Raw genomic sequence first — 17105 nt, forward strand, 5'->3', positions numbered from 1 at the left:
GTGGCTGGAGGTCTGACCTGAGGGACATTGTGTCACATGCCGCCCCGCCGACACGTCAGGCGAGGCACGCCGCGCGCCGCGCGGACCGGTCCGGGCCACGCGCGGGGGCCTGATCAGGCATGACGGTGATACCCCAGGTGGTTTACCCGAACGTGACCCCGTCCGGGACCTACGTCCCGGTGCGTTTTTCGGGCACCCCGGGTAGTTTTCTGGCATACCTTGACACAGGAAGGTCCCCACCTATGGAAGCGCTGGAGCTTGCCCGCTGGCAGTTCGGCATCACGACCGTCTACCACTTCGTCCTCGTCCCGCTGACGATCGGCCTCTCGATCCTGGTCGCGATCATGCAGACGGCATGGGTGCGCACCGGCAAGGAGAAGTGGCTGCGGCTCACCAAGTTCTACGGGAAGCTGCTGCTGATCAACTTCGCGCTCGGCGTCGCGACCGGAATCGTGCAGGAGTTCCAGTTCGGCATGAACTGGTCCGAGTACTCGCGGTTCGTCGGCGACATCTTCGGCGCCCCGCTCGCCATGGAGGCGCTGCTCGCCTTCTTCCTGGAGTCCACCTTCCTGGGCCTATGGATCTTCGGCTGGGACCGCCTGCCCAAGAAGCTCCACCTGCTGACCGTGTGGCTGTTCTCGATCGGCACCGTGCTGTCCGCGTACTTCATCATCGCGGCGAACTCGTGGATGCAGCACCCCGTCGGGGCGGAGTACAACCCCGAGACCGGCCGCGCCGAGATGAACGACATCCTCGCCGTCCTCACCAACAACACCACCCTGGTGGCCTTCCCGCACGTGATCGCGACGGCCTTCCTGGTCGCGGGCACCTTCGTGGGCGGCATCGCGGTGTTCTGGATGGTGAAGACCGCTCGGAAGGACAAGGACTCGGCGGACCTGCCGATGTACCGCACCGCGGCCCGGTTCGGCGCGCTGGTGATGATCATCTCCGGCATCGCCGTGATCGTCACCGGCGACGTGCAGGCCAAGCTCATGTTCGAGCAGCAGCCGATCAAGATGGCGGCCGCCGAGGCGCTGTGCGAGACCGAGCAGCCCGCGCAGTTCTCCCTGCTGACCATCGGCAACCTCGCGGGCGACGACTGCTCCTCGGTGTCGCACATCCTGACCGTCCCGGGCCTCACGTCGTACCTCGCGACGGGCGACTGGAACGCGGAGGTCACCGGTCTCGACGAGCTCCAGGAGACCTACGCCGAGCGCTACGGCGCGACGGACACCGAGGGCAACGAGATCAGCTACCAGCCGAACCTCGCCGTGACCTACTGGTCGTTCCGCCTGATGATCGGCCTCGCGGCGTTCTCCGCGGCGCTCGCCCTCGGCATCCTCTGGTTCACGCGCAAGAAGGCCTCGGGCATGCCGGGCTGGATGAAGACGCTCGCGATCGTCTCGCTGCCGATGCCGTACCTGGCGGCCAGCTTCGGCTGGATCTTCACCGAGATGGGCCGCCAGCCGTTCGTGGTCGCGCCCAACCCGACCGGATCGGACCAGGTGTTCCTCCTGACCCAGTACGGCTACTCGAGCTCGGTGAGCGCCGGCGAGGTCATCACCTCGCTCGTGATCTTCACGGTCGTGTACGCGATCCTCGGGGTCTTCTGGTTCCGACTCATCCAGCGCTACGCCGTCGAGGGCGCGCCGCAGGTCGAGGAGCCCACCGTCCAGTCCGACGACGACGACGCGGCCAAGCCGATGTCGTTCGCGTACTAAGGAGTCCCCGCTCATGGATCTCGCACTCGTCTGGTTCATCCTCATCGCGGTCCTGTGGACCGGCTACCTGGTGCTCGAGGGCTTCGACTTCGGCGTCGGCATGCTCATGCCGATCATCGGCAAGTCCAACAAGGGGCGCCGCGTGGTGCTCAACACCATCGGCCCCGTGTGGGACGGCAACGAGGTGTGGCTGCTCACCGCGGGCGGCGCGACCTTCGCGGCGTTCCCCGAGTGGTACGCCACCATGTTCTCCGGCTTCTACCTGCCGCTGTTCCTGATCCTGCTCGCGCTGATCGTGCGCGCTGTCGCGATCGAGTACCGCGGCAAGATCAACGACGAGACGTGGCGCACGCGCTGGGACTGGGCGATCATCATCACCGCCTGGATCCCCGCGGTCCTGTGGGGCGTGGCGTTCTCGAACATCGTCCGCGGCGTGCCGCTCGATGAGAACCACCAGTTCGTCGGGAACTTCTTCACATTCCTCAACCCGTTCGCGCTGCTCGGCGGCGTGGTCACGCTGCTGCTGTTCCTCTCGCACGGCGCGATCTTCCTGTCGCTCAAGACCGACGGCGAGATCCGTGCGCGGGCCGAGGCCTTCGCCAAGAAGATCTCGCTCGCATCGCTCGCCGCGGCCGCGGTGTGGGCGATCTGGCTGCAGCTCGCCTTCTCCGTGGCGTGGACCTGGGCCGCCGTGGTGGTCGCCGCGCTCGGCCTCGCCGGCGCCTGGTACTCGTCGCTGCAGGGACGCTTCGGCTGGGCGTTCATCGCGAACGCCGTCGCGATCGTCGGCGCCGTGGCGCTGATCTTCGGCTCGCTCTACCCGGACGTGCTGCCCGACATCGACGGGGTCAACTCCCTCACGGTCGACAACGCGTCGTCCACCGACTACACGCTGACCGTGATGACGTGGGTCGCGGCGATCATGACCCCGATCGTCCTCGCCTACCAGGCGTGGACCTACTGGGTGTTCCGCCGCCGCCTGTCGATGGAGCACATCCCGGAGCACTCCGAGCTGACGTTCTCGAAGAGCTGACCGCTTGATGCGTCCCCTCGATCCGCGTCTCATCCGTCGGATCGGCCCGGCCCGCCGTTACATCCTGGTGACGGCGGGCCTGGGCTTTCTGACGGCCCTGCTCATCCTGGTCCAGGCCCTGCTCATCGCGCGGCTGCTGGCCCCGGTCCTCTCCCCCGCCCCGCTGTCCGACGACGGCCTGCGGTGGTGGGGCTGGCTGGTTGCCGAGCCCGCGCGCGAGCTCGCGGTCGGGCTCGCGTGGCTGGGGGCGGTGGTCGCCGCGCGCACCGCGGTCGCCTGGCTGCAGGAGCGCCTCGCGCATCGCGCCGGCGTCCGCGTCATCTCCGAGATGCGCGAGATGGTCGTCGCCCACGTCGCCGGGCTCGGGCCCCGCTGGAACGCGAGCGGGCGCACCGCCGACGTCGTGACGCTCGTGACCCGCGGGCTCGACGACCTCCTGCCCTACTTCGTGCGCTACCTGCCCCAGCTCGCCCTGGCGGTCACGGTGACCCCGGTGATGATCGTCGTCGTGCTCGGCCTCGACTGGCTCTCGGCGGTCATCGTCGTCGCGACGCTGCCGCTGGTCCCGCTGTTCATGGTCCTGGTCGGCCTGCTCACCCGCGAGCGCAGCGCCCGGCACCTCGAGGCGATGCAGCGGCTCGGCACGCGCACCCTCGACCTGATCGAGGGCATCCCCACCCTCAAGGCGCTCGGGCGCGAGCGCGGGCCGGCGGAGCGCGTGCGCCGCCTCGGTGACGCCCAGCGCAAGGCGACCATGGGGTCGCTGCGCATCGCCTTCCTGTCGGGCATGGTGCTCGAGCTGCTCACCACCCTCGCGGTCGCGATCGTCGCCGTGACCATGGGCTTCCGGCTCATCCACGGCGACATCGGCGTCGAGACGGCGCTCGCCGTGCTGGTGCTCGCGCCCGAGGTCTACCTCCCGGTGCGCAACGTCGGCACGCACTTCCACGCCTCCGCGGACGGCCTGGCCGCCGCCGACGCGGCCTTCGCGCTCGTGGACGACGCCGACCCGGCGGGCGCCCGTCGCTCGCTCGGCGCCGCTCCCGCGCTCACCGGGGCCACCGTCCGCGTGAGCTCACTCGACGTGCTCACCCCCGACGGCGCCCGGCTCGCGCCCGCTCGCCTCACCTTCGAGGCCAGGCCCGGCAAGGTGACCGCGCTGCGCGGCCCCAACGGCGAGGGCAAGTCGACGGCCCTGCTCGCGATCACCGGGCTGCTGCGCCCGGACGGCGGCACGGTCGCCGTCGGCGGGGTCGACGTGCTGACGGACGATGCGGCCGTCGAGCTCAACGGGTGGCTGGCGCAGGTCGCGTGGGTCCCGCAGCGGCCGGACCTCGGCGTCGAGGGCCGCACGCTGTCGCTGGGGATGCGTCAGCGGGTGGCGCTCTCCCGTGCGTTCGACTCGGGCCGTCCGCTCGTGCTGCTCGACGAGCCGACCGCGCACCTCGACCGGGGCGCGCGAGCCGAGGTGATCGACCGGATCCGTGCGTTGGCCGACCGCGGCGCCACGGTCGTGGTCGCGACCCACGAGGACGAGGTCCTGGCGGCGGCGGACGCGGTGGTCGACGTCGTCGGCGCCGCGGTCGCCTCGGAGGAGGCGTCATGAGCGCGCCCGCGCCTCGGCCCGTGTCCGACGGGGCGGCGCTGCGTGCGGCGCTGCGCGACACCGGCGTGCGGCCCTGGCCCGTCATCCGTGCGACGCTCGCGGGCACCATGGCGCTCGGCTCGGCGGTCGGACTGGCCGCGGTCGCCGCCTGGCTGATCGCGCGCGCCGCCCAGATGCCCTCGCCCGCGGACGTCGCGCTCGCCGCGACCACGGTGCGCTTCTTCGGCATCTCCCGGGGTCTGTTCCGCTACCTCGAGCGGCTGGCGTCGCACGACACCGCGCTGCGCGGCGTGGTCACGCTGCGCGAGCGCGCGTACGCCCGGCTCGCCGGCGCCTCGGCGGACCGGGTGCTCGGGCTGCGCCGCGGCGACATCGTGGCCCGCATGGGGGCGGACCTCGACGCCGTGGGCGACGCCGTGGTCCGCGCGATCATCCCGCTCGGCGTCGCCGTCACGGTGTCCGCGATCTCGGTCGGGATCGTCACGGCGATCCTGCCGCTCGCCGGCCTGGTGCTCGCCGCCTGCATCCTCCTCGCGGGGATCGTGCCCGCGGTGCTGACGGCACGCTCCGCCCGGATCGCGGCTCGGGTCGGCACCAGCGCGCGCGCCGAGGTCTCGGCCGCGGCGCTGTCCGCGATGGACGGCGCCGTCGAGCACCGCGTGTGGGGCACGAGCGCGGCCGCCGCCGAGGAGCTGCGGACCGCCGATCGCGAGGCCGAGCGCGCCGAGGAGCTGGCCGCCCGTCCGACCGCCTGGGCCGCCGGCGCGCAGGCGCTGTTCTCCGGTCTCGCGCTGGTCGGGCTGGTCGCGCTCGGCGTGCTGGCGGTCCGCTCGGGCGACGTCGACGGCCCGTGGGCCGCCGTGGTCGCCCTGCTGCCGCTCGCCGCCTTCGAGGCGGTGGGCGCCGTCCCGACCGCCGTCATGCAGCTCTACCGGTCGGCGGCCGCCGCCCGACGCCTCGCCGAGCTCGAGACCCCCGCCGACGCCGCGGCGATCCGCCCGGAGGAGGCCTCGCCCGCATCGTCCACCCCGACGCTGGTGCTCGACGGGCTGAGCGCCGCCTGGCCGGGCATGGCTCCCACCCGGCCGGTGAGCGCCACGGTGCCGCCGGGCGGCGTGCTCGCGGTCGTGGGCCGGTCCGGCATCGGCAAGACCACGCTGCTCACGACTCTCGCGGGGGCGCTCCCGCCGGTCGGCGGCGCGGTGCGGCTCGACGGTGACCCGGTCGGGCCCGCGGACACCGGTGCGGTGGTCGCGATGACCGCGGAGGACGCCCACGTGTTCGGGACCACCGTGCTCGAGAACCTCCGCGTCGCCCGCGGCGACGTGTCCACGGACGAGGCGTGGGAGGCGCTCGAGCTCGTCGGCCTCGCCGGATGGGTGCGGGGCCTGCCGGACGGCCTCGACACCGAGCTCGGCAGCGGCGGCCGCACCGTCTCCGGCGGCGAGCGACGTCGCCTGCTGCTCGCCCGGGCGGCGCTCGCCCCGGCACCCGTGCACCTGATCGACGAGCCGGCCGAGCACCTGGACGAGTCCGGCGCGGCCGCGCTGCGCGCCATGGTCGCGAGGATGCGTGCGGAAGGCCGTAGCGTGGTCATCGTGACCCACGACCTCGGTCTGCTCGACGTGGCCGATACGGTGGTGTCCCTCGATGACTGACCTCACCCCGAAGGACGGACCCGTGGCCGACGCCCTGACCGAGGCGATCGTCTCCCTCAACGCCCAGCTGGACCTCGCGCACACGCTCGACATGTTCCTCACGGCCTCGACCGAGCACACGGGCGCGAAGTTCGCCGCGATCAACGTGCTGGACGACGACGGCAAGAGCGTCGAGTTCCACTTCCGCGGCATGCCCGAGGGCGTGTGGGCCAGCATCGGTCGTGCCCCGAACGCGGTGGGCGTGCTCGGGCAGATCCCCGCGGAGGGATCGCTCGTGCTCGAGGACCTGACGATGCACCCCGCCTTCCGCGGCATGCCCAAGGATCACCCGCCCATGGGCTCCTTCCTCGGCACGGCGCTCAAGGTGCGCGGGTCGGTGTTCGGCTACCTCTACCTCGCGAGCAAGGAGGGCGGCTTCACCGAGCGCGACGAGCACGTGGTCGAGGCGCTCGCCGCCGCCGCGTCCGTCGCGATCGACAACGCCCAGCTGTACGAGCAGGCGCTCCATCGCGAGAACTGGCTCAAGGCCTCCCAGAACATCACGACCGCGCTGCTGGCCGACCCCGGCGACGAGGAGGTCTTCGAGACCATCGTCGAGGCCGCGAAGGACCTGTCGAACGCGCAGCACGCGGCGCTGGTGCTGCCGGGGGTCGACGGCTCATGGACCATGGAGATCACGTCGGGACCGCGCTTCGCGGAGCTGCTGGGGCTCCAGCTCCCGCCCAAGGGCATGGCGGTCAACGCGATCGAGACGGGCAAGGGCGTCATCTCGGCGGAGCCGCCGGGAGCGATCGTGCTCGACGTGGTCCAGTCCTTCGGCCCGACCATGTACGCGCCGCTGCGCGCGGAGCGGCGGACTGTCGGCCTGCTGATGCTGTGGCGCGACCGCGGCGCCGCGGTCTTCTCCCCCGACGACCTGGCGATCGCGCAGCGCTTCGCCAACCAGGCCGCCATGGCGCTGTCCGTCGCCGAGCTGTCCCACGTCAAGAACATGACCTCGATGCTCGAGGAGCGGCAGCGGCTCGCGGACGACCTGCACGACTTCGTGTCACAGGAGCTGTTCGCGACCGCGATGCAGATCGAGTCGATCGCCGACGAGTGCCCCGACGCCCTGCGCGACCGGCTGCTGCGCACGCTCGACCACGTCAAGCGGGCCCAGCGCGAGGTGCGCGGCGTGATGGGATCGCTCGCGGGCCAGCGCACCTCCGAGCCGATCTCGGAGCGCATCCGCCGCGAGATCGTGCTCGCGCAGGACTCCCTGGGCTTCGCGCCCCGCGTGCAGGTCGACTGGGCGGAGGTCTCGCACGCCATCGCGGGCGACCCGACCCTCTCCGACGACGTGGTCGCGGTGGTGCGCGAGATGCTCTCGAACGTGGCGCGGCACGCGCGCGCGACGGCGGTGACCATGTCGCTGTCCGGCGCGGACGGGAGGCTCGCGGTCCAGGTCACGGACGACGGCATCGGCCCGGGCGGCGCCACGAACCGTCACTCCGGGACCTCGAACCTGGCGAATCGTGCGCTGCGGCGCAACGGCACGTTCACCCTGGCGCCGTCGCGTCCCGGCGCCGAGCGTCCCGGAACCGTCGCCGAGTGGAACGTGGAGGCGCAGGGCTAGGACCCGGCGCCGTTCGCGTCAGCCGCGGAAGGAGTGCGCGCGCTTGGCGGTCGCCCACGCGACCACCTGGGTGCGGCGCTGCAGGCCCATCTTCGCGAGCACGCTGGTGACGTGGTTCTTGACGGTCTTCTCCGCGATCCCGAGCTTCTCCGCGATCTCGCGGTTGGCCAGCCCGGCGCCCACCAGGTCGAGCACCCGGCGCTCCATCGGTGTGAGGCGGGCGACCACGTCGTCCTCGTGAACGGAGATGTGCTGCCCGTGCTCGCGGCCGGAGGCGGCGTCGCGGACCGCCTGCAGGATCTCGTTGGGGCCGGCGGTCTTGGCGAGGAAGACGTCGGCGCCGGCGCTGCGGGCCGCCGCGCGGGCCTCGTCGTCGTCGTAGCTGGTCAGCACGACGATGCGCGTGTCGGGCAGCTTGCCGCGCACGTGGCCGATGACGTCGAGGCCGGTGCCATCGGGCAGGCGCAGGTCGGACAGGATCACCTGCGGGCGCACGGCCTCCGCGCGGCGCACGGCCTGCGCGACGGTGGACGCCTCGGCGACCACGGCGATGCCATCGGCACGCTCGAGGATGTCGCAGATGCCACGGCGGACGACCTCATGGTCGTCGAGGACCAGCACGGTGATGTCAGACATAACCCCGATGGTAGCGCGGTCCTAGGACCCGGGACCCTTGCGACGCGCGCTCCAGCGGCGCTGGCAGCGCGCGCACCAGTGCGTGGAGCGGCCGCCGATGGTCTCGCGGCGCAGCGGCGTCCCGCATCGCGAGCACGGCTCGCCCGCCCTCCCGTAGGCCTCGAGCGAGCGCGAGAAGTACCCGGACTCGCCGTTCACGTTGACGTAGAGCGCGTCGAAGCTGGTGCCGCCCTGCGACAGCGCCCGCTCCATGACGGCGCGCGCGGCGGCGACCAGCGCGCGCGCCTGGGCGGGTGTCACCGCCTCCGCGGGCCGCTCCGGATGGACTCGGGCGAGCCACAGCGCCTCGTCCGCGTAGATGTTGCCGATCCCGCTCACGACCGTCTGGTCGAGCAGCACCTGCTTGATGCCGCGCCGCCCGCGGCGCAGCGCCCGGGCGACCGCCGCATCGTCCGACGCCGGGTCGAGGACGTCCCGGCCGATGTGCGCGACGGAGGCGGGCAGCAGCGGCAGCGGAGTCCCCTGGCCGGCGGGCCTCCCGTCGCGGGTGGGCACCAGCGGCTCCACGTGCAGGTATCCGAACGTGCGCTGGTCGAGGAAGTCGAGGGTGAGCGCGGGGTCGCCGAGGGTCAGCCGCGCGCGGCAGTGGCGATGCGGCGCGGGCGCGTCGGCGTGGACGCGGAACTGCCCGGACATCCCGAGGTGGGCGGACAGCGCGAGGAGCGGGGAGCCGTCGCCCGCGTCCGGGGCGAGCTCGGCCCACAGGAACTTGCCGCGGCGCGCGAGCCGCGACAGCCGCAGCCCGGTGATCTCGGCGGTCATCTCCGCCGCCCCGCCGGGGAGCAGCCGGACGCACGAGTCGCGGTAGATCTCGACACCGTCGATGCGGGCGCCCGCGACCAGGCCCTCGAGGCCGCGGCGGACGGTCTCGACCTCAGGCAGCTCGGGCATGGCTCGGATCGGTCATGCGCGGTGTCGGCGCGGAGGGGACGATGCGCGGCACGGCGCGGCTCAGGGGCTCGCGGTGACCGCGGCGTAGGCCTGGGACGCGGCCTCCTGCTCGGCGTGCTTCTTGGCGGTGCCGGTGCCGGATCCGCACGGCTCGCCGCCGACCAGGACGGTGGCGGTGAAGCGGCGCGCATGGTCGGGGCCCTCGCCGACGACGTCGTAGACGGGGCTGCCGAGGCCGCGCTCGGCGCAGGCCTCCTGCAATGAGGTCTTCCAGTCGAGCGCGACACCCGACTGCGCCGCGGCCTCGAGGCTGGGGCCGACCAGCCGCAGCACCACCTCGCGCGAGACCTCGATCCCGTGCGTGAGGTAGATCGCGCCCAGGACCGCCTCGAACGCGTCGCAGAGGATCGAGTCCTTGTCGTGGCCACCGGTCGTGCGCTCGCCCTTGCCCAGCAGGATGCAGGGGCCGAGCTCGATCTGGCGGGCGACCTCGGCCAGGGCGCGCTGGGACACGCAGGCGGCGCGCATCTTGGCGAGCTCGCCCTCGGGCAGGTCGGGGTGCGCGTGGTACAGCCGGTCGGTGACCACCACGCCCAGCACGGAGTCGCCCAGGAACTCGAGCCGCTCGTTGGTCGGAAGGCCGCCGGCCTCGTAGGCGAACGACCGGTGCGTGAGCGCAAGAATCAGCAGGTCGGGGTCCACCTGGACTCCCAACCTGCTGATCAGGGCATCAGCGTGCTGCTGCCCCGCGAACGTCATGCGCCCACCTCACGCCTCACGGCGGAGGCGCTCAGGCCTCGTGCTCGGTGCGCAGCGCCTCGGCGTACTGGCGACCGTTGTAGGCGCCGCACGACGGGCACGCGGTGTGCTGCAGCTTCTCAGCCTTGCACTGCGGGCACGTCGAAAGGTTGGCAGCGGTCGTCTTCCACTGCGAGCGACGTGCACGCGTGTTGCTGCGCGACATCTTGCGCTTGGGAACAGCCACGGCTAACTCTCTTTCTCGTCGATCAAGCTCTGGAGTGCGGACCATCGGGGATCCAGCACCTCGTGCGTGTGGTCCGGGTCGTCCGCGAGCCGTGCGCCGCATTGGTCGCACAGTCCCGGGCAGTCCGGTCCGCACAGGGGCGTGAACGGGAGGTTCGTCACCACCGCGTCCCGCACCAGTTCCTCGAGATCGAGGCTCTCGCCATCGAACTCGAAGACGTCCTCCGAGGTCTCGTCCTCGTCGTCACGCCGCACGTCGGGGTACTCGAACAGTCCCTGCAGAGGAGCGGCAACATCCTGCCGCACCTCGTCGAGGCATCGTCCGCACTCCCCCGTCGCCGTCGCGTTGACGGTTCCGGAGACCCAGATGCCCTCCTGCACGGACTCGAAGCTCAGGTCGAGCGTCACGTCCGTGCCGACGGGCACACCGATCACGTCGGTGCCGAGGACCGCAGGGGCCGGGAACGTCTCGGAGACGAGCCGCTGCGCACCAGGACGCCGCACGATGTCACGCGCAGAGAACTGGAACGGCGATGCGGCGGGGCGTGAAGTGTGCACCACACGCGCCTCCAAGTTCGCTTCCGGTCCGCAAGGACCTCGGCCCGCACCCGAACGGCAGGGCCAGCGCACTATCGTACGGGATCCGGGCCGATTCGGCCAACCCGCGCGGCGACGGCGCCGGCGCTCAGGGACGCAGGGCCTCGTCGACCGCCTCGACCACGCCGTCCGGCACGTAGCGGCCGATCGGGCCGCCGTGCCGGGCGACGTCCCTCACCAGGGACGATGCGACGTGGCTGAGGGCGTTGTCTCCCGTGATGAAGACGGTCTCGATGCCGGTGAGCGAGCGGTTCATGAGCGCCATGGGGCGCTCGTAGTCGTAGTCCGTGCCGCCGCGCAGGCCCTTGACGATCACGGTCGCGCCCGCCTGCTTGCAGAAGTCGACCAGCAGGCCGTCGACCGGCACCACCTCGACCCCGTCGATCGGTCCGACCGCGCGGCGCGCGAGCGCGACGCGCGTCTCGAGGTCCAGCAGCGGGGTCTTGGTCGAGTTGTGGGCCACGGCGACGATGACGTGGGAGAAGACGGCGCGGGCGCGCGTCGCGATGTCGACGTGCCCCCACGTCACCGGATCGAACGTGCCCGGGAAGACTGCGGTGGTCATGCCTCGACGCTACCTCCTCCGACGGACACGTCGGGACCGCCGGCACGCGGCACCGCGTAGCGCACGGTGGTCTCCCCGTAGGCCTTTGCGGCGACCTCCTCGAGCGCCGACGGCCAGGGGGCGTCGCCCGCCCGCGTGGACCACTCCAGCACCACGATGCCGTCGGCGTCGACCGCCTCGGCGACCCCCTCGAGCACCGCGGCGAGCTCGTCCCGCGCGATGTCGTAGGGGGGATCGAGGAGCACCACGTCCCACGGGCCCGCGGCGCGTCCCAGGAACGGCCTGACCCGCTCCTTCACCACCCGCGCGTCCGGTCCCACCGCCAGGTCGCGGGCGTTGGCACGCAGCACGCTGACGGCGCGCGCGTCGGACTCGACCAGGGTCGCCTCGGACGCCCCCCGGCTCAGCGCCTCGAACGCGAGCGCCCCGGAGCCGGCGAAGAGGTCGAGCACGCGCGCCCCGCGCAGGTGGCCGCCGTGGTCGAGCCGGCTGAAGACGGCCTCGCGCACCCTGTCGGTGGTGGGCCTGGTGCCGCGCGGCGGCACGGCGAGCCTCCGGCCGCCCCAGCGGCCCGCGATGATCCTGGTCACGCCCTCAAGCGTAGGCGGGCTCGGCCGCGATGCGCCGCAGCACCTCCAGGCACGCACGCGCATTGTGGTACGGGCACTTCCACGGCCCCATCTTGAGGTCGCCGTCGTCGTCCGCCAGGGGCCGGTTCTGCGCATCGAGGCGGGCGAACCACTCGCCGTTCTCGCGGTCCACCACGTGAGTCTCGATGAAGTCCCAGGCACGGATCGCGGCCTTGCGGTCCTCCGGCCGCCCGCCGACCGCATAGGCGTTCAGCCAGCCGACCACGCCCTCCGCCTGCGGCCACCAGTGGCGGTCCGTGTCGGTCGGCCCGTCGACGGTGCCCGCGTACATGACTGCGCCGTCGCGGTCGACGCCGCGCTCGCGCACCGCCGCGGCAAGCCCGAGCGCGGCCTCGCGGGCCCCCCACTCGAGGTCCGGGTCCTCGATCCCGTGCTCGGTGAGCGCGGTCCACGCGTCCCACAGGAGCCACGACGCCTCGATGTCGTGCCCGTACGAGACGCCCGCGTCGCGACGCTCCCAGGACTCGTCGAAGTACAGGCCGCAGTGCGGGAAGGGCTCCTCGACCAGGATCGCCTCGAGCGTGGTCCGCAGCAGCGTCTCGAGCGACTCGCGCACCGCGGCGTCACCGCTGGCGCGGAGCAGCTCGGTGAGCGCCTCGAGCACGTGCAGGTTGGTGTTCATCGACTTGGGGACGTCGGGGTCACGCTCGGACAGCGCGGTCCGCTCGGTGGGCGTCCAGTCGCGCGCCAGCGCCTCGACGTAGCCGCCGTACTCGCGGTCGCGCGCGCTCGAGTCCAGCGCCGCCGCCAGCCACAGGGCACGGTCGAGCGCCGCCGCGTCCCCGGTGGTGCGCGCCCAGCGGGCGAGCCCGTAGACCGCGAAGGCCTGCGCGTACACCTGCTTGCGCGGGTCGACGACCGCGCCGTCCGCGCCCAGCGACCAGAAGACGCCTCCGTGGAGGCTGTCCCACATCGGGCCGGTCAGCGCGTCGTGCGCCTTCTGCCCGGTGGCCAGCAGGCGCTCGCGCTGCTCGGGCAGCGCCTCGGCCGCGGCGGCGAAGGTCCACAGGATGCGGGCGGCGAGCACGGCGTGACGCGGCAGCTCGTCGACGTACTCGAGGCGGCCGGTCACGCCCCCTCGCAGGGCGCCCTCGGCAGAGAAGGCGTGCGCCTCCCAGAACGGCAGGATGTCGGCGGCGAGCTCGCGCTGGGCCATCTGGCGCAGCGCGCGGAGCTGGAGGTCGTCACGGTCGAGCATGGCGTCCAATGTAACCGCTAACATTCCCGGCGGGGACATCGTTATGTCCCGGCGCGCCCGTGGGATTGATCACATCGTGCAGGGCCTGCATCGGCGTCATCCGCGGTCGAGGAACTTCTCCCGCTCCGGGTCCAGCATCTCCGCGATCGCGGCGGCGAGGGCCGGCTGGGCGGCGAGCTCGGGATCCTCCCGCACCAGGGAGGACGCCAGGTCGCGCGCCTCCGAGATGATCGCGGCGTCGCGGACGGCGCGCAGCAGCCGAAGCGAGTTGCGCCCGCCCGACTGCGCCGCGCCGAGCACGTCTCCCTCGCGGCGCAGCTCCAGATCCTTCTCCGCGAGCTCGAACCCGTCGGTGGTCGCGGCCAGCGCGGCCAGCCGCTCGTGGGCGACGGTGCCCGGCTCCGCCGCCGACACGAGCAGGCAGAGGCTCGGCCGGTCGCCGCGGCCCACACGGCCGCGCAGCTGGTGGAGCTGGGAGATGCCGAAGTGCTGGGCGTCGAGGATCACCATCGCCGTCGCCGCCGGCACGTCGACGCCGACCTCGATCACGGTGGTGGCGACCAGGACGGGCGCCGCGCCGTCCGCGAAGGCGCGCATCGCGGAGTCCTTCTGGTCGGGCGACAGCCGTCCGTGCATCACCCCGATCCCGACCCCCGCGAGCGCGGGCACGCCGTGCAGCTCGGCCGCCACCTCGGCGACCGCCGCGAGCGGCGGGCGGGACGGCTCGTCGTCCCCGGCATCGTCCCGGTCCCCCGGGGCGTCCAACGGGACGTCCTCCGGCTCCTCCTCGGTGTCGCCGTCGATCCGGGGGCACACCACGTACGCGCGACCGCCCGCGTCGATCTCCTCGCGCACGCGGCCCCAGATCCGCTCGACCCAGGCGGCGTTGCCGGCCGGGACCACGTGGGTCACGGTCTCCCGACGCCCGGCGGGCCGCTCGCTCAGCACGGATGTCTCGAGGTCGCCGAAGACCGTCATCGCGACCGTGCGCGGGATGGGCGTCGCCGTCATGACCAGCGTGTGGGGCACGCGCTCGCCCCGTGCGCGGAGCGCGTCGCGCTGCTCGACGCCGAAGCGGTGCTGCTCGTCGACGACCACCAGGCCCAGGTCCGCGAACTGGACGGTGTCGCCGAGCAGCGCGTGGGTGCCGACGACGATGCCGGCGGCGCCCGAGGCGGCCTCCGCGAGGGCCGCCCGACGCTCCTTCGACCCCTGCGAGCCGGTGAGCAGCGTCACCCGGGTCGCGCGGTCAGCCGCGGTGAGCAGCCCGCCGTCGGCGAGCGGGCCGAGCAGGTCGCGCAGCGATCGGGCGTGCTGCGCGGCGAGCACCTCGGTGGGCGCCAGGAGCGCGGCCTGCCCGCCGGCGTCCACCACCTGCAGCATCGCGCGCAGCGCCACCACGGTCTTGCCGGCGCCCACGTCGCCCTGAAGGAGCCGCAGCATCGGCGTCGAGCGCTCGAGGTCCGCCGCGATCTCCTCGCCCACCGACCGCTGGCCCGCGGTGAGGGCGTACGGGAGCCTGGCGTCGAGCGCGTCGACCAGGCCGTCGGCGGCGCGCGGTCGCGGCACCGCGGCGAGCGCGTCATGGTCGGCCCGCCGTCGCGCGAGCGCGGTCTGCAGCACCAGCGCCTCCTCGAAGCGCAGGCGGTCGCGCCCGCGACGGTGGTCGGACTCCGTCTCGGGCGTGTGCACCAGGCGCAGCGCCTCGAGCAGCGTGGGCAGCCCGCGCGTCTCGCGCAGGTCCGCGGGGATCGGGTCGGGGACGTCCTGCTCCGTCAGCGGATCGAGCACGGCGCGCACGGCGCGCGCGATGCGCCAGGTGGGCACGGACGCGGCGGCCGGGTAGAGCGGGATCGGGCGGGACGCCTCGGCGATCGCCTGATCCTCATCCGCGGCGTCGACCCCGACGATCAGGTAGTCGGGATGCGTGAGCTGGCGGCGACCGCGGTAGTCGCCGACCGTCCCGGTGAACAGCCCGCGCCGCCCGGGGCGGAGCTTGTCCTCGTGCATGCGGAGCACGCCCGCCCGCTTGGCGAAGAACGTCAGCTGCAGCGAGTCGCGGCCATCCGTCACGATCGCCTCCAGCATGGCGCCGCCCCGCGAGCGCATCTGCCGCACCGTCGCGGACCTGACCTGCGCCATCACGGTGACATGCTCGCCCAGCGCGAGGTCGCCCAGCGCTGTCAGCTCGCCGGGAGCGCCGTAGCGGCGCGGGTAGTGGCGGAGCAGGTCCCCCGAGGTGATGAGCCCCAGCTTCTCGAGCGAGTCGGCCGTGCGGGCGCCGAGCACCTTCGCGAGCGGTTCCGCGAGCAGGCCGGTCATCCCGGCGCCGCCTCCACCCCGATGAGGACGGGCGGCCACACCTGACCCCCGGCGTGGACGACGACCTCGGCCTCCGGGGCCCGCGCCTCGAGCGACAGCCGCGCGTGGTCGGCGACGCCCATCTCCACACCCCTGCCGAGGATGAGCGTCACGACGTCGGTGTCCCGGTCGACGATCCGGTCGAGATCATCGTCCAGGGCGTCGCCCGTGCTGTCCGCCACCGTGGTGGCGGCGACCGCCGCGCGCATGAGCGCGACGACGTCCTCGCCGGGCGTGGCGAGGGCCGAGGCCGCGACGGCCGCGATCACGTGGGCCTCGTGCGACGCGTCGATCACCACCAGGCGCGGCCGTCCCTTCCTCGCCGCGAGGGCGCGCGCCGCGCCGAGCAGCTGCGCGTCGCCCGCGACCACGATCGCCTCGGCGCCCGAGGCGTCGCGCACGGCGCGGGCGAGGTCGCGCCTGCCGAGCGCTCCCGGGTCGGGCACCACGAGCACCACGGCGCCCGCGTCGGCGAGGGGCTCCGCGAGCCCGGGGCACACGGTGAGCGCGACCACCCCGGTGGCGGCGCGGTCGTTCCCGATGCTCATCGCGATCGAGCGGACCACGATCTGGTGGGCGTGGGTCTCGGCGGCGATGTCGACGGCGCGGTGCGGGTGGTCGGTGTGGACGTGGGCGTGGACCAGGCCGTGGCCCGCCGTCACGGTGACGGAGTCGCCGACCTCCTCCAGGCGCGCGATCAGCTGGGCGCGGAGGTCCTCGGCACGCTCGGCGACGAACATCACCTCGTAGGCGCCGCCGTGCTCCTGGCCATGGTCGAGGTGCCCCGGCTGCGCGGTACGCCGCCGACGGCCGGGCAGCTCCCACTTCACCTCGGGGAAGTCCTTCAGCGCGTCGGGCCCGGCGATGGTCTCCGCGAGCATCTCGAGCTGGAGCACGAGCGCCGCCGCACCGGCGTCGACCACCCCGGCCTCGCGCGCGCTCGGCAGCTTCTCGGGGGTCCGGGCCAGCTCGGCACGCGCCCCCTCGACGGCGGCGACGATCACCGCCTCGCGGGTGCCGCGCTCGGCGGCGACGTCGGTGGCCGACCGCGCCGCGGCGCGCGCCACCGTGAGGATCGTGCCCTCGACCGGGGTGCTGACCGCGGCGTAGGCGGCCTCGGCGGCGCGGGCGAGCGCCTGCGCGATGCCGTGCGAGTCGACCTCCTCCAGCCCGCCGCGGTCGTCGAGCACCCGGAGCAGCGCGCCCAGGTACTGGCTGACGATCACCCCGGAGTTGCCCCGCGCACCCATGAGCACGCCTCGCGCGAAGGCGGCGGCCACATCGCGGTGGGAGGCGTCCGCGGGCAGGCGCGCGATGGCGCGGCTGCCCTCCTGAAGCGTGAGGTAGACGTTGGTGCCGGTGTCCGAGTCGGCGACCGGGAACACGTTGATCGCGTCGAGCTCGCCGCGCGACGAATGCACGGCCTCGAGACCCGAGCGCAGCCAGCGGCGCAGGGCGTGCGCTTCGCTCACTGAACACCTCCGGTCGCGGGCCGGCGCAGCGGTGGCCGCCCGCGTACTATCGTGGCAC

At 73.3% G+C, this 17105-nt stretch carries 15 protein-coding genes; 5 read left to right on the forward strand and 10 right to left on the reverse strand.

Annotated elements, in window-relative coordinates; all coding sequences use genetic code 11:
• The first annotated feature begins 242 nt into the window (after nt 1-242).
• From QQX10_RS02995 to QQX10_RS03015, 5 genes are read left to right on the forward strand one after another with little or no spacing between them, the layout of a single operon-like run.
• Nucleotides 243-1721 carry a cytochrome ubiquinol oxidase subunit I gene (locus tag QQX10_RS02995; protein ID WP_301120111.1) on the forward strand — a complete coding sequence of 493 codons (1479 nt, stop codon included), beginning with the start codon at nt 243-245 and terminating at the stop codon, nt 1719-1721.
• Between the two features lie 13 nt (nt 1722-1734).
• On the forward strand, nt 1735-2754 hold the full coding sequence (gene cydB / locus QQX10_RS03000; RefSeq protein ID WP_301120109.1) for a cytochrome d ubiquinol oxidase subunit II: 1020 nt from the start codon (nt 1735-1737) through the stop codon (nt 2752-2754).
• A 7-nt stretch (nt 2755-2761) separates the two neighbouring features.
• Complete coding sequence (locus QQX10_RS03005; RefSeq protein WP_301120107.1) at nt 2762-4360, forward strand: ABC transporter ATP-binding protein/permease; 1599 nt, start codon at nt 2762-2764, stop codon at nt 4358-4360.
• A complete protein-coding gene (gene cydC, locus QQX10_RS03010) occupies nt 4357-6018 on the forward strand; it encodes a thiol reductant ABC exporter subunit CydC (protein WP_301120105.1) in 1662 nt (553 codons plus the stop codon). The genes QQX10_RS03005 and cydC overlap by 4 nt, the downstream gene beginning before the upstream one ends.
• The gene (locus QQX10_RS03015; RefSeq protein WP_301120103.1) at nt 6011-7633 is read left to right on the forward strand and encodes a GAF domain-containing sensor histidine kinase; all 1623 of its coding nucleotides are present in this window, start codon (nt 6011-6013) and stop codon (nt 7631-7633) included. Before cydC ends, QQX10_RS03015 begins: the two co-directional genes overlap by 8 nt.
• 18 nt (nt 7634-7651) lie before the next feature.
• On the opposite strand, the gene QQX10_RS03020 is transcribed toward QQX10_RS03015, so the two are convergent.
• From QQX10_RS03020 to QQX10_RS03065, 10 genes are all read right to left on the reverse strand, one after another.
• Nucleotides 7652-8269, reverse strand: a complete 618-nt coding sequence (locus QQX10_RS03020; RefSeq protein ID WP_301120101.1) for a response regulator — start codon at nt 8267-8269, stop codon at nt 7652-7654.
• Between the two features lie 21 nt (nt 8270-8290).
• A complete protein-coding gene (gene mutM, locus QQX10_RS03025) occupies nt 8291-9220 on the reverse strand; it encodes a bifunctional DNA-formamidopyrimidine glycosylase/DNA-(apurinic or apyrimidinic site) lyase (protein WP_301120099.1) in 930 nt (309 codons plus the stop codon).
• Between the two features lie 60 nt (nt 9221-9280).
• Nucleotides 9281-9979: a ribonuclease III gene (gene rnc, locus QQX10_RS03030; RefSeq protein WP_301120097.1), complete on the reverse strand. Its 699-nt coding sequence runs from the start codon at nt 9977-9979 to the stop codon at nt 9281-9283.
• A gap of 31 nt (nt 9980-10010) precedes the next feature.
• Nucleotides 10011-10205 (reverse strand): 50S ribosomal protein L32, encoded by a 195-nt coding sequence (rpmF, locus tag QQX10_RS03035; protein ID WP_301120095.1) that lies wholly within the window; start codon nt 10203-10205, stop codon nt 10011-10013.
• Nucleotides 10206-10207: 2 nt separating this feature from the next.
• On the reverse strand, nt 10208-10762 hold the full coding sequence (locus QQX10_RS03040) for a YceD family protein (protein ID WP_301120093.1): 555 nt from the start codon (nt 10760-10762) through the stop codon (nt 10208-10210).
• Between the two features lie 127 nt (nt 10763-10889).
• A complete protein-coding gene (gene coaD, locus QQX10_RS03045) occupies nt 10890-11366 on the reverse strand; it encodes a pantetheine-phosphate adenylyltransferase (protein ID WP_301120091.1) in 477 nt (158 codons plus the stop codon).
• A complete protein-coding gene (gene rsmD, locus QQX10_RS03050; RefSeq protein WP_301120089.1) occupies nt 11363-11956 on the reverse strand; it encodes a 16S rRNA (guanine(966)-N(2))-methyltransferase RsmD in 594 nt (197 codons plus the stop codon). The genes coaD and rsmD overlap by 4 nt, the downstream gene beginning before the upstream one ends.
• Before the next feature lie 4 nt (nt 11957-11960).
• Complete coding sequence (locus tag QQX10_RS03055) at nt 11961-13214, reverse strand: AGE family epimerase/isomerase (RefSeq protein ID WP_301120087.1); 1254 nt, start codon at nt 13212-13214, stop codon at nt 11961-11963.
• 96 nt (nt 13215-13310) lie between these two features.
• Entirely contained in the window at nt 13311-15536 is a 2226-nt protein-coding gene (locus QQX10_RS03060; protein WP_301120085.1) for an ATP-dependent DNA helicase RecG, read from the reverse strand.
• A complete protein-coding gene (locus tag QQX10_RS03065) occupies nt 15533-17047 on the reverse strand; it encodes a DAK2 domain-containing protein (RefSeq protein WP_301120083.1) in 1515 nt (504 codons plus the stop codon). The genes QQX10_RS03060 and QQX10_RS03065 overlap by 4 nt, the downstream gene beginning before the upstream one ends.
• Nucleotides 17048-17105: the final 58 nt, after the last annotated feature.

This window comes from Demequina lignilytica (genome assembly GCF_030418305.1).
GTDB lineage: Bacteria > Actinomycetota > Actinomycetes > Actinomycetales > Demequinaceae > Demequina > Demequina lignilytica.